The organism is Undibacterium sp. JH2W, from assembly GCF_049340425.1.
Classification (GTDB): domain Bacteria; phylum Pseudomonadota; class Gammaproteobacteria; order Burkholderiales; family Burkholderiaceae_D; genus Undibacterium.
Map to the genome: position 1 here is coordinate 23,574 of NZ_JBMPOT010000027.1, position 13,301 is coordinate 36,874.

At 50.9% G+C, this 13,301-nt stretch carries 12 protein-coding genes; 6 read left to right on the top strand and 6 right to left on the bottom strand.

Features of this window, described 5'->3' with window-relative positions; translation table 11 throughout:
- Window positions 1-21: 21 nt before the first annotated feature.
- From ACO0LC_RS26795 to thiE, 3 genes are read left to right on the top strand one after another with little or no spacing between them, the layout of a single operon-like run.
- Window positions 22-813 (top strand): thiazole synthase, encoded by a 792-nt coding sequence (locus tag ACO0LC_RS26795; RefSeq protein ID WP_423008947.1) that lies wholly within the window; start codon window positions 22-24, stop codon window positions 811-813.
- Between the two features lie 21 nt (window positions 814-834).
- Window positions 835-1,653: a bifunctional hydroxymethylpyrimidine kinase/phosphomethylpyrimidine kinase gene (thiD, locus tag ACO0LC_RS26800; RefSeq protein ID WP_423008949.1), complete on the top strand. Its 819-nt coding sequence runs from the start codon at window positions 835-837 to the stop codon at window positions 1,651-1,653.
- A complete protein-coding gene (thiE, locus tag ACO0LC_RS26805) occupies window positions 1,650-2,294 on the top strand; it encodes a thiamine phosphate synthase (protein WP_423008951.1) in 645 nt (214 codons plus the stop codon). The genes thiD and thiE overlap by 4 nt, the downstream gene beginning before the upstream one ends.
- 15 nt (window positions 2,295-2,309) lie before the next feature.
- On the opposite strand, the gene ACO0LC_RS26810 is transcribed toward thiE, so the two are convergent.
- The 3 genes from ACO0LC_RS26810 to dapA all read right to left on the bottom strand — a co-directional run bounded on the left by ACO0LC_RS26810 (window position 2,310) and on the right by dapA (window position 4,851).
- Entirely contained in the window at window positions 2,310-3,041 is a 732-nt protein-coding gene (locus ACO0LC_RS26810) for a hypothetical protein (RefSeq protein WP_423008953.1), read from the bottom strand.
- 100 nt (window positions 3,042-3,141) lie between these two features.
- Entirely contained in the window at window positions 3,142-3,852 is a 711-nt protein-coding gene (locus ACO0LC_RS26815) for a hypothetical protein (RefSeq protein WP_423008955.1), read from the bottom strand.
- Between the two features lie 60 nt (window positions 3,853-3,912).
- Window positions 3,913-4,851: a 4-hydroxy-tetrahydrodipicolinate synthase gene (dapA, locus tag ACO0LC_RS26820; protein ID WP_423008957.1), complete on the bottom strand. Its 939-nt coding sequence runs from the start codon at window positions 4,849-4,851 to the stop codon at window positions 3,913-3,915.
- Window positions 4,852-5,195: 344 nt separating this feature from the next.
- Between dapA and ACO0LC_RS26825 the strand changes: the two genes are divergently transcribed.
- Window positions 5,196-7,487, top strand: coding sequence for a UvrD-helicase domain-containing protein (locus ACO0LC_RS26825; RefSeq protein ID WP_423008959.1), 2,292 nt, complete (start codon window positions 5,196-5,198; stop codon window positions 7,485-7,487).
- Between the two features lie 68 nt (window positions 7,488-7,555).
- Here ACO0LC_RS26825 and coq7 read toward each other — a convergent pair whose 3' ends face one another.
- Complete coding sequence (coq7, locus tag ACO0LC_RS26830; RefSeq protein ID WP_423008961.1) at window positions 7,556-8,206, bottom strand: 2-polyprenyl-3-methyl-6-methoxy-1,4-benzoquinone monooxygenase; 651 nt, start codon at window positions 8,204-8,206, stop codon at window positions 7,556-7,558.
- Between the two features lie 355 nt (window positions 8,207-8,561).
- Here coq7 and ACO0LC_RS26835 point away from each other — a divergent pair, with 355 nt between their 5' ends.
- Together ACO0LC_RS26835 and ACO0LC_RS26840 are read left to right on the top strand one after the other, a co-directional pair.
- The gene (locus ACO0LC_RS26835) at window positions 8,562-9,698 is read left to right on the top strand and encodes a porin (RefSeq protein ID WP_423008963.1); all 1,137 of its coding nucleotides are present in this window, start codon (window positions 8,562-8,564) and stop codon (window positions 9,696-9,698) included.
- Window positions 9,699-10,076: 378 nt separating this feature from the next.
- Window positions 10,077-11,111 (top strand): porin, encoded by a 1,035-nt coding sequence (locus ACO0LC_RS26840; RefSeq protein ID WP_423008965.1) that lies wholly within the window; start codon window positions 10,077-10,079, stop codon window positions 11,109-11,111.
- 245 nt (window positions 11,112-11,356) lie between these two features.
- On the opposite strand, the gene ACO0LC_RS26845 is transcribed toward ACO0LC_RS26840, so the two are convergent.
- Window positions 11,357-12,181, bottom strand: coding sequence for a 2-keto-4-pentenoate hydratase (locus ACO0LC_RS26845; RefSeq protein ID WP_423008967.1), 825 nt, complete (start codon window positions 12,179-12,181; stop codon window positions 11,357-11,359).
- A gap of 49 nt (window positions 12,182-12,230) precedes the next feature.
- Window positions 12,231-13,301 (bottom strand): Holliday junction branch migration DNA helicase RuvB, encoded by a 1,071-nt coding sequence (gene ruvB, locus ACO0LC_RS26850; protein ID WP_422950681.1) that lies wholly within the window; start codon window positions 13,299-13,301, stop codon window positions 12,231-12,233.

Consider the following 13,301-nt stretch of genomic DNA (forward strand, 5'->3'; position numbering starts at 1 on the left):
TCACAAATTTGAAAGAATTTTATGAACACAGAAAACAAGCCAGGCCTAACCATAGCCGGCAAAACCTACCGCTCCCGCCTCCTGGTCGGCAGCGGTAAATACAAAGATCTGGAGCAAACCCGTCTGGCAACAGAAGCCAGCGGGGCCGAGATCATCACGGTGGCGATACGCCGTGTGAATATAGGGCAAGACCCGAATGCACCAAGCTTGCTGGATGTAGTACCGCCCAGCAAATACACCATACTGCCTAACTCAGCGGGTTGCTATAACGCCGAAGATGCAGTCTACACTCTGCAACTGGGACGTGAGTTATTGGGTGGCCACAAACTGTGCAAACTCGAAGTACTGGGCGACGAGAAAACCCTGTTCCCTAACATGCCGGAAACACTGAAGGCAGCCAGGACTTTGGTGCAGGATGGCTTTGACGTTATGGTGTATTGCAGCGATGACCCTATACAGGCACGTATGCTGGAAGATATAGGCTGCGTCGCCATCATGCCGCTGGCATCCTTGATAGGCTCAGGCATGGGTATTTTGAACCCATGGAATCTGTCGCTGATCATCGATCAATCCAAGGTGCCAGTGCTGGTCGATGCTGGTGTGGGTACGGCATCTGATGCTGCGATAGCCATGGAGCTAGGTTGCGATGGCGTATTGATGAATACTGCCATCGCCGGTGCTCAAGACCCGGTGCGCATGGCACATGCCATGGGGCTGGCAGTGGAAGCCGGGCGGGAGGCATTCCTGGCAGGCCGCATGCCACGCAAGTTTGCGGCATCACCATCTTCACCGATGGCTGGCCGAATAGTCTGATATTCGTTTGATGCCTGTTAAATGAAAACGATCACGCGTCCCTGTGTGCTGGTGTTTGCTGGGCATGATCCCAGTGGTGGTGCCGGCATACAGGCAGATATAGAAGCCATCGCTGCGCAGGGCGCGCATGCCTTGCCGGTGATTACGGCATTGACAGTACAGGACAATGACCATGCTTATGCGGTGCACGCAGTCGATGTGCAAATCATTTTGCAGCAAGCCATGACTCTGGTGGCAAAAATGCCGGTCAAGGTCGTCAAACTAGGCATCGTTGCTCATAAAAAAAATGCCACGGCGATTGCCAGTTTTATCCAGAAGATGAAACTGCAGCAGCCTGATCTGCAAGTCATTGTCGATCCGGTATTAGGCAGCGGTCATGGCGACAGTTTGTCGCTGGATGACGCAGTCGCGGCGATTGAACCTTTGCTGAAAGTCGCAACGCTGATCACGCCGAACCTGCCTGAATTGAAACGCTTGTCTTCACCCGTTGACGATATGCAGACACAGGTAGCAAACCTGATGCAAAACTATGATGCGGATGTCTTGCTAAAAGGTGGTCATGCAACAGAAGCGCAGGTAAAAAATATCTGGTTCCAGCACGGGCAATGGCAGACTGCAAGAGAATGGCTGTGGTCACGTCTACCCGGTGAATTTCATGGCAGTGGCTGCACACTGGCGTCTGCCATCGCCGGGCAATTGGCCAAGGGTGCGACTTTAGCTGATGCTCTGCAACAGGCGCAAAGCTATACTCAGCAGAGCCTGACACATGCGTATGCGATTGCTGCAGGCCAGCTCATTCCGGCGCGCCAGCCAGCATTGAATACAAGGAAAAAATCATGAACAAACTGAGCAAGCATCAATTACGTGGCTTGTACATTGTCACCCCGGACTGGGATGATACCGCTCAACTGCTAGCAATAACTGAGCAGGCTTTGCTGGGCGGTGCCAATATCGTGCAATACCGTCACAAGACTGCCAGCCTGGAATTGCGTAAGATACAGGCCAGTGCCTTGCTGGAACTGTGCCGCCGCTTTGACAAGCCTTTCATCATTAATGACCACCTGGAGCTTTGCCTGGAAATTGATGCCGACGGCCTGCATGTAGGCGGCACAGATATCTCTGTAGCCGATGCCAGAGCCAAGCTGGGTGCGGACAAAATACTGGGTGCGTCCTGCTATGGTGACCTGGAACTGGCTCGTACTGCGGTCAGGGGCGGGGCCAGCTATATTGCCTTTGGCGGTTTCTATCCTTCCCGCATCAAGAAATATGCAGTGACCACACCTGCCAGCATAGTTGGCGAGGCGGTCAAGGAGTTTGATCTGCCCAATGTGGTCATCGGCGGCATGACACTGGACAACTGCCAGCCTTTGATCGCGCAAGGGACGCACATGGTGGCGGTAATCAGTAGTGTGTATATGGCAGAACAGCCACAACAAGCTGCGCGGGCATTTACTACGCTTTTCGCTGCAGGTAATGTTTGAAAGACAGGCGGAGGCTTATCTCGTTTCGCCTTCGCTTTCTTTGTCGGCAGGCATCGCTGCCTGTGGTTCCAGATCTTCGACTTTCAATAATTCTGCCGTGGTCAGGATGCCGACGCTGACAATATCGTGGCCTTCTATCGTCTCACATTTACGCGGGTTGGCCAACGTACCTTCCGTGCAAAAGCGGATATTGGCTTTTTTCTTATCTGCTCCCGGATAATAGAACAACATCATGTCACTGGCTCTTTTGATATACATAGCCTGATCCAGCAATTCTTCCGGGAATTTACCATCGGTCGCTTTCAATAACCATTCACGCAATTTGGGTATGGCTTCAGTACTGACTTCACGGGTCTCCTTATTATGTGGTCCATGAAACCCCAGTCGTGTACGCGCAAGATCCTTGCTGGCAAGCATGCGTCTTTCCGTGCCCGCCATAAACATGATGGCGCAAGAAGAAAAACAATTACCCTGCACGGCCGTATTGATTTTCCTGCCTTTGATAAGCTGGGCAATGACATAGGCTGCATTCAAGTCTCCGCCCGGGCTTTCGGTGAGTACTACATTGTGCACTTCACCACCAGATAAATTGCGGCGAAAGCGTTGTGCATCATCTGCTTCCACCTTGCCATATAAAATCAGGGTGTCATTTGATCTGAGCATGGTCATGGCCTGTGCAGGCAGGCCAGATAGGCACATCATGGCCATTGCCAACAAGGCTAAGCGAGGGATACGGTGTAAGTTCATATGCAGCTTGGTGAGATATCGAGACTGCATTATCCTGTGCTTTGACTTGAGCAGCAAATTACCGGACAGTTGCAGTCTTTTTTATATGTTTCCCTGTGCTTTATTTTGCAGGGGGCGAGCTGGCTACCGGTGCTTCGGCTTCTTCCATTTTCAGTAATTCTGCCGTCGTCAGTATGCCCACGCTGACGACATCATGGCCTTCTATGTTGTTGCATTTCTTGGGATTGATCAGGCTGCCCTGATTGCAAAAGCGTATATCTCCTTTGCCGGGGTTGGCTCCAGGGTAGTAGAAAAACATCATGTCATAGGCTTTCTTCACGAACAGGGCCTGGTCCAGTAATTCTTCCGGGAACTTGCCCTGGGTGGCCTTGAGCAACCATTCGCGTAATTTGGGTATGCTTTCAGTTACTATTTCCAGGGTGTCTTTATTATGTGGGCCGTGGAAACCCAGGCTGGTTCTGGCCAGATCTTTGCCAGCCAGCATTTGTCTTTCTATCCCTGACATGAAGATAAAGGCGCAGGCAGAAAAACAATTGCCGCGCACGGCAGTATTGATTTTCTTTTGCGTGATCAGATGGGATATGGTGACGGCTGCGTTCATGTCGCCACCCGGGCTTTCGGTCAGGACGACATACTTGACTGGCCCGGTGGAGAGCAGATGATAGAAGCGCTGAAAATCATCGGGTTCAACTTTGCCAAATAAAATCAGGGTGTCGTTTGACCTCAGCATGGTCATGGCTGAACAGGGCAGGCTGATACAGGATAGCCCCAGTATCAGGGCGGCAAGCAGGGGGGCAAAGCGTAATTTCATAAAATCGCATGGAAAATGTATGCAGATATTATCGGATGCTTTGCCTGACCCGACAATACTTTATATACCTTGCAGGCGCGAGTAAGCCTGCAGTACTTTATCCTGCATGGCCGGGCTGGCTGGCTGCATGGGCGCACGCAGTGTGGCTTGCATGGCGTAGATGGATGCCAATATTGCCTTTAACGGGGCAGGATTGGGTTCTTCAAACAAGGCTTGCATGAGCGGCAGCAAAGCATAGCAAATGTCCCTGGCTTGCTGCAATTGGCCAGCCTTGATATGTGCCTGCATGCGCAAGAACAAGTCGGGGCGCAGATGTGCCGAAGCCAGGATGGCACCAGCGCCACCAAGGCAAAGCGTAGAGTAGGTTTGATGGTCTTCACCCGCGAGCACCTGGATATCACCATCGATGATGAGCTGCATAGTGGATTGCTGGTCGCCGCCGCAATCCTTGATGGCGACAATATTCGGATGTCTGGCCAATTGTTGCAAGGTGGGTAACTCCATATGCACACCGGTGCGGTAGGGGATGTTGTACAGCAGTACTGGCACAGCCGAAGCATTGGCAATTTCATGGAAGTAATGCAAGACGCCTGCTTGCGATGGCCGTATGTAATAAGGTGGCGTGACTAAAACACCGGCCACTTGTCTTTGCCCTATCAGTGCCAGTCTTTGCAAGACTTGTTGCATATGATTGCCGCTCAAGCCCATGATGACTTGATGGGCGGGGACTATAGCCAGCACGGCATCGAGTACTTGCAACTGCTCTTCTGCACTGAGTGCGGCGGCTTCACCGGTAGAGCCGCAGACGACCAGACCAGCGACACCTTCAGCGATCAGCTTTCTGGCCAGTGCCTGTAAAGCCGGGAAATCCACTTCCGCTTCTGCGCTGACGCAAAATGGTGTGATCATGGCGACCCAGATGCCAGAAAAGTCAGTCCGCCTGGCTTGATGGGTAGATACCATGGGGGTATTGCTGGAAATACTGATGCTGCTTGTCATGCCTGTTCTCCTGTGGACCGGTTAAAAGACCCGTCATCAGAGTTGACAAATAGCGCAAAGGGAAGAGTACCGTTTTTGCCATCCTGTCAGCTCACCTGACGGGACAGCACGCCCCGGTCAGATGAGCGTCTGTTTCTTGGCTTTAGCAAAGACCATACACAAAGCAGTGCTGCTTTGCGTTTGTAATTGATCTTTGACTTGAGTTTGCATAATGAAAATGTAATAGCTATCGAAATGATTATCTGCGTGCGTAGCCAGACCTGTCAAGCTTGACGACAACAAATTTTGCCTGGTGCGGAGAGTGGGGAAACAGGCTAACTGGCATAGTCCCGTATAATCTGCCTATGCAAAATTTACTCCACAACTTAAATCCCGAACAACTTGCTGCCGTGACACTGCCGGCGCAATCTGCCCTGATTTTGGCTGGTGCCGGTTCTGGCAAGACCAGGGTGCTGACTACCCGCATCGCCTGGTTGATACAGACTGGCCAGGTCTCGCCTGGCGGCATTTTGGCCGTGACCTTTACCAACAAGGCCGCCAAGGAAATGCTGACGCGCCTCTCTGCCATGTTGCCGATTAATACACGCGGCATGTGGATAGGCACTTTCCATGGCCTGTGTAACCGCCTCTTGCGCGCGCATCACCGCGATGCCGGTTTGCCATCGACCTTCCAGATACTCGATTCTGGCGACCAGTTATCCTTCATCAAGCGTTTGCTGAAGGCTAACAATATCGATGATGAAAAATTCCCGCCCAAGACTTTGATGTACTTCATCAATGGCGCGAAAGACCAGGGTTTGCGTGCAGCGCAAGTCGATGCCTATGATGACTTCAACCGCAAACTGGTAGGCTTGTATGATTTGTATGACACACAATGCCAGCGTGAAGGTGTGGTTGATTTTACGGAACTCCTGTTGCGCACCTATGAATTACTGAGCCGTAATCAGCCCCTGCGTGAACATTACCAGGACAGGTTCCGCCATATCCTCGTTGATGAGTTCCAGGATACCAATGACCTGCAATACAAGTGGTTGAAACTGATGGCAGGCGAGGGTGGCAAAAAAGGCGGAGCGGTGTTTGCCGTCGGTGATGATGACCAGAGTATTTATGCCTTCCGTGGTGCCAATGTCGGCAATATGTCAGCCTTTGAGCGTGAATTCCAGGTGCAGAACCTGATCAAGCTGGAACAGAATTACCGCTCGCACGGCCACATCCTTGACAGTGCCAATGTACTCATAGAACACAATAGCAAACGCCTGGGCAAGAATCTGCGTACTGATGCCGGTCATGGTGAACCCGTGCGCATCATGGAATCCAGCAGCGATATACAAGAAGCCAACTGGATCATAGAAGAAGCCAAGAACCTGATACGTGAAGGTTCATTGCGCAGTGAGATCGCGATACTGTATCGTTCCAATGCGCAATCGCGGGTCATAGAGCATGCGCTGTTCACGGCGAATATCCCTTATCGTGTGTACGGCGGTCAGCGCTTTTTCGAGCGTGCCGAGATCAAGCATGCCATCGCCTATCTGCAATTGATGGACAACCCGCATAATGATTCGGCCTTCTTGCGCGTGGTGAATTTCCCTACCCGTGGCATAGGAGCCCGCTCGCTGGAGCAATTACAGGACGTTGCCAGGCAACACAATATGTCCATGTACGCCGCAGTACCTTATGTGGCCGGCAAGGCTGGTTCTTCTTTGGCCAATTTTGTTAAACTCATAGAAGGTGCCCGGTTTGAAACCCAGAACCTGCCTTTGTCGGAGATGGTCAAGATCGTGCTGGAAGTCAGCAGCCTGCTGACACATTACCAGACTGAAAAAGAAGGCGCAGATCGCATAGAAAATCTGGAGCAGCTCGTCAGCGCTGCCACCCTGTTTGTCTCAGAAGAAGGTTTTAACAAAGAAGCGCCAGCATTCGCCGGACCTGCCAGCAGTGCGGCTGTTTTACTGCAGAGCGGGAATGGCGATCAGATCATCGATGCCGATGCAGCTTTGCCAACGGTGATGTCGCCCTTGTCCGCGTTCTTGTCACATGCGTCACTGGAAGCGGGTGATAACCAGGCGCAAGCCGGGCAAGATGCCATGCAATTGATGACCGTGCATTCTGCCAAGGGGCTGGAATTTGATGCGGTATTTATTACCGGACTCGAAGAAGGCCTGTTCCCGCATGAGAACAGTGCACAGGAAGAAAGCGGTGTGGAAGAAGAGCGCCGCCTCATGTATGTGGCGATCACACGTGCGCGCAAACGCCTGTACCTGAGTTTTTCACAAACCCGCATGCTGCATGGCCAGACGCGCTACAACATGCGTTCGCGCTTTCTCGATGAGTTGCCGGAAGAGTCATTGAAATGGCTGACGCCGCGGGTACAGCCAAGCTGGTTTGGTAATAAAAAATCAGCCTGGGATGAAGCACCTGACGATGCTGCGAATCGTATCGCTCAGACCTTCAAGAAGAGCAATGACGCCATGACCTGGCGCATAGGCCAGAATGTCGCACATGCCAAGTTTGGTGAAGGCGTAGTGGTGAATCTGAATGGCGGCGGCGGTAGCGGCAGCTTGCGGGCGCAAATCAATTTTGGTAAGTTCGGCATGAAAGAACTGGACTTAAGCATCGCCAAACTGGAAAAGATATAAGTAAGTAAAAGTAGCGGACAGGCACAGGCGTCAGCCTGTGCTGCATTTCAGGCAAGCCAGATCATGCCTTACACATAATAAGCCGTGGTCGTCATCACCTTGGCCATAAGCTTCATGCCAGCTTGTGCTGGAGCAGGCAGGTCGCTGGCCCCGAGAGCCTGGGCGGCTGCGCCATGGGCAATTTCATCCACCCGCATTTGTTCCACGATGGCACGTGACTTCAAGTCTTGTTCAGGCAATTTTTGCAGATGACTGGCCAGATGCGCTTCTACCTGTTTTTCTGTTTCCACCACAAAACCCAGGCTGACAGCATCACCAAATCTGGCTGCCAGAGTACCGCAGGCATATGCACCTGCATACCAGAGCGGGTTCAGCAGGCTGATGTGTGAATTAAGTTCACGCAACCTCTTTGCAGTCCAGGCCAGATGATCTTCTTCTTCCAGGCCAGAATGCCGGAATTGCTGGCGTATATCTTCAGTATGCGCGTTCGCTCCCTGGGAATCATACAAGGCCTGGGCGCAAATTTCGCCCACATGATTGACGCGCATCAAGCCTGCGCTATGCGCTTTCTCTTGCTCTGATAAATCAGCATCCGCCAGCTCTTGCCCAGGATAGCTGCGCCTGGCTATAGCTTGCCCACTGACCACGCGCAGGGCACGGTCAAATTTGCCGATCAATTGATCCAGGCTACCCCTGGGCGATGTTGTGAATAAACTCATATTGCTCTTTTGAAAATATCTCGATTGAAACCTTGGAAAACCACTATGGCCCTGCATAGTCGCTATTGTAAGAAGGAATGTGCAGTAATGCCATCAGACCAAATCTGGAAAGCAACAGAAAACTTAAAACTCTCATAATAAGAAAGAAGATCCTTGTTGCGATAACACCACATAAAATTTGCTTAAAGACGATCGTTCGCAAATTCTCTTTGCCCTATTTCTTGTTATTTGTTTCAATGGAATCCAGCTTCTTAATCAGCAGGTTTCGAAGTCCTGGCAAGACTAGACGATTACAAATGACTGACCAGCAATAAGGTACGGCCACATAATTTTAATAATTTTGGAGACGCTTTCAATGAAAAAATCGATACTGGCATTCTCAGTTTTGAGCGCATTTGCAGCAACCGCTTCAGCCCAATCTTCCGTCGTCATCTACGGTATCGTCGATGCAGCAGTCGTCGCCACTAGCAATCAGACAGCAACTGGTGGCTCCAAATTCTCAATGGACGCTGGTCAGTTATTGACCTCCCGTTGGGGTATTAAAGGTTCTGAAGATCTGGGTGGTGGTTTGAAAGCGAACTTCAATCTGGAAGGCACACTGGCCAATGACACTGGTGCTGCCGGTGCTGGTTTTGGCGGTAATGTGTTTAACCAGGCTGGTAGTAACACCTCCCTGTTTGATCGTCTGGCCTGGGTGGGCTTGTCTGGTGATTTTGGTTCGATTACTCTGGGTCGTAACAATATTCTGGGTGTGGATTCTGTTGGTCTGGCTGATCCTATCAGTCTGGCACATGCAGGTTCCAATCCTAACGTGATGTTCAGTGCCTTGAATGCAGGTGCATTCTTTGGTGGTTTCGGTACTAACCAGGGCGGCACCGCACTGCGTCAAAACAACTCTGTTAAATATGTGTCACCTCTGATGTCTGGTTTTGGCGGCGCGGCGATGTATGGCTTCGGTGAAAAAGCCGGCGACACAGGTGCCAGCAGTTATGTTGGTTTGTCTGGTTTCTTTACTGACGGCACCAATGGCGCGGCTTTGTCCTATGCAAAACTGAAAGATGCAAATAATGTATCGAGCCTGAGCGGCTGGGCAGGTGGTGTGAAATTCAAGGTAGACCCATCTGTGATGTTGCGTGCAACTTACTCCCATAATAAAGTCGAAGGCAACGTCAAAATTGATGCATTGCCAAGTGCAGATGGTCGCAAGATCACTGTGATCGGTCTGGGCGTCGATTTTACTTTGTCTGATCAGATGACTTTGACTCCCGCCTACTACAACACCAAACGTTCTGGCGATATTGATGGTAAGGCTGATCAATACATCTTGCTTGGTAAATATGCATTTAGCAAACGCACTACAGCTTATGCTTCACTGACATATGCAAAAGCTGGCTCGGTCAATGCGCAAGATGTCTCCCTGGCTTTGGGTATTATCGGTGCAGGGAATAGTTCAGCAACCCGCACTGCGGTAGGTATATTGCACGCATTCTGATACTAAGTAGTTCGATTCTGCTTGCAAAGGTCGCTTATGCGACCTTTGCAATTTTGTTTTTGCTTTATTTTTCGTTTAAAAATGTAATTTTTCAGCAATAGTTTCACTCGGTTAATGTTATTTTAATTGTATCAAAATACTTTCTTTTGTGGCAATTTTTGTTGCTTATTCGAGACATAATCACTCCATATTCCCTCTCAAAGCCGATTTCGCTTGGCTGTCTAACACCATTTTTGGTCAAATACGTTAACTTCTTTTTAGCAGTCTTGTCGGTTCATAAGTATTAGCGCGTTTCGTGCGATCAATTTTTGGCTCTGTTTTGCGCGAATTGTGCTTAATGTAGTTCATATCAATGTGAAATCCTTTGGAGAAATATCAATGAAAAAATCACTCATCGCTCTGTCAGTTTTGGCTGCTGTTGCTGGTTCAGCACAAGCTCAGTCTTCCGTAACTATCTACGGTGTACTGGATATGGCGTTGCAAAATGAAAGCAATGGCGCTGGTACAAAAGGCGCAGGCAATGTTACATCTCTGGATTCCGGCGTTCAATCCGGTTCCCGTTTGGGTTTCAAGGGTACTGAAGATCTGGGTGGCGGTCTGAAAGCTATCTTCAAGCTGGAAATGGGCGTTAATGCCGACACAGGTGCGTCTGCTCAAGGTGGCGTTGCATTCGGTCGCGCAGCATGGGTAGGTTTGGCTGGTGACTTCGGCTCTGTTAAACTGGGTCGTCAAAACAAGCCTATGTTCGACGTAGTTGATGCTATCGATCCATTCAGCACTGGTATCGTTGGTGGTACTGCTGGCCAAAGTACAAGTGCAACTGGCTTCGGTAACCTGTTCTTCGCGACTAACCCACGCTCTACAAACACAATCAACTACTCCACGAATGATCTGAGTGGTTTCTCTGCATCTGTTGCTTACACATTTGGTGAAGTCGCTGGCGACAATTCTAAAAATCGTGGTATCGGTGTGTCTGGCCAATATGCTGCTGGCCCATTCCTTGGCGTAGTTGCTTACCACACAGAAAATGATGCAAATGCACAAGCAATCAAGCATTTGTTCACAGGTGCAACATATGACTTCGGCGTAGTTAAAGGCGCCCTGGCATACGGTAAAGTTACTTCTGACAACAACTCTGTTGACAACAAAATGTGGTTGATTGGTGGAACAGTACCTGTGAGTGCTGCTGGTGCAGTCGTCGGTACATACGCACGTGTAACAAACAATCTGGTATCAGCTGGTAATTCTAACCAAATCGCTATTGGTTACACACACTCCCTGTCCAAGCGTACTAACATCTACACATCCTTCGAGCGTTTGTCGAATGATGCAAACACAAATGCAGGTGGTCTGGCTTCCGGTAACGGCGTGACAGAACGTCTGGTGAACGTAGGTATCCGTCACATGTTCTAATTTTATGCTGACTTATGTCAGTATAAAAAGAGTCAGGTAAGATTGAAAAAGCACTCCGGCGGAGTGCTTTTTCTTTGCCTGGATACTTTTTTGTTAAGCAAGGTCTTCACGAGGTATTGCAGCCTCTATGCAGCTTTGTCGAGCAAAAAAATGGCTGACATAGCGCTATGTCAGCCATTTTAAATATTTCACTACTCAAAATATTTAATAGTCATTAACAGTCATTGTCTGGGTTTTGGCTGATTTTAAGCAAAACTGACACTTAGGCCAGGCAGGGGGATGCCAGAGAAGGCGGTACCCCAGGTTTGCCCAGACTGCACAGGATAAGCATCTGTCCATGTACCAGTGGTGATAATTTCACCCGCCTGCAAAGGGGGAAATTGCGGCTGCTTTTGTAGCAAGCCATGCAGGTGCCAGATCGCATGTAAAGGGCTGTCCAGTACATTGCTGCCATAACCAGCGCTGAGCAAAGTGCCGTCGCAGGACAGCGAGACACTGGCATTGGCCAGCAGCTCTGCCAGATGCTGGCGGCTGGCACTGGATAAGATACGCGGTTCACCGATCAGCAAGGTGCCATGCAAGCCCAGTGCGGCTATCGCATCGGCTGCCTCAAACTTCCAGTCAGGGTAGGGGCTGACGACGATTTCTACGCCGTGTGCCATCCATTCCAGGCAATCTGCCAGCTCTTCTATGCAAGCGTCGGCTGCCGGCGTTCTGCCGAGCTTGAATACCACTTCCGGCTCTATGCGTGGTTGCAAGGCACCTGTCAGGCTTTGGTAGGCATGGTTATCTTCTACATAGCGCACCGTGCTGTCAAACAGGCTGCTCCAGATAGGTTCGCGTATGGCAGCTTTTTCGCCATACTTGGTCCACAGCTTGCGGTTGGTAAAGCCCAGTTTGCGGCCTATGCGCACTTCGCCTTCGGCAGCGCGTATGGTGTCAGATGCTTTGGCAATGTCGTAGGCATCGGCGATGCTTAATTCAAATTGCCAGCTCAGAGGATTGACATGCTGGGTACGTGCCCTGGCTTCAAGAAAAGTGTAGGCATGTTGTTCGGCTAGTAAGGACATGGCATCAAATTCGGTTGGATTGAGCACAAACCATGGAGAGGTCAGCGTATTAACTACCGCCCCATAAGTCACCGTTATTGCCCGATCTGGGCATGGTCACGCCAAAATGCTCATACGCGGACGGCGTTGCTATCCTGCCTCTGGGCGTGCGTTGCAAAAAACCCTGCTGTATCAGATAGGGTTCCAGTACATCTTCTATGGTGTCGCGTTCTTCGCCTATGGCTGCAGCGACGTTGTCCAGGCCTACCGGACCACCACCAAATTTGAAGAGGATGGCTTCCAGCAGTTTTCTGTCCATGAGATCAAAGCCAACGGCATCGACATCCAGCATCTTCAATGCCGCATCGGCAATGCCCTTGGTGATTTCGCCATTGCCCTTGACCTCGGCATAATCGCGTACCCGCCGCAGCAGGCGGTTGGCAATACGCGGTGTACCACGGGCCCGCTTGGCGATTTCACGCGCACCATCAGCCTGTATCGGCGCACCTAACAATGAGGCTGAGCGGGTCACGATCTTGGTCAATTCTTCAGGCGTATAAAATTCCAGTCTGGCGACGATACCGAAGCGGTCGCGCAGCGGGTTGGTCAGCATGCCAGCGCGGGTAGTTGCGCCAACCAGGGTAAAAGGCTGCAAGTCCAGTTTGACCGAGCGAGCTGCCGGGCCTTCGCCTATCATGATGTCGATCTGGTAATCTTCCAGCGCCGGGTACAAAATCTCTTCTACGACAGGCGACAGACGATGTATCTCGTCAATGAAGAGCACATCATTGGCTTCCAGGTTAGTCAGCAGGGCCGCCAGGTCACCGGCACGCTCCAGCACCGGGCCAGAAGTCTGGCGCAGGTTGACACCCATCTCACGTGCAATGATATGCGCCAGTGTGGTCTTGCCCAGACCGGGCGGGCCAAACAACAGGGTATGGTCAAGTGCTTCACTGCGCTGGCGCGCAGCAGTGATGAAAATTTCCAGTTGGCCGCGTATCTTTTCCTGCCCCACATATTCATCAAGTTGTTTGGGGCGCAGGGCGCGTTCTATCGCTTCTTCATTGGGAGAACTGGGCGTGGCCGAGATAATGCGCGGCTCGCTGAAGTTGGAAGAAAGATTGTCGGTCTGTATCGTCAT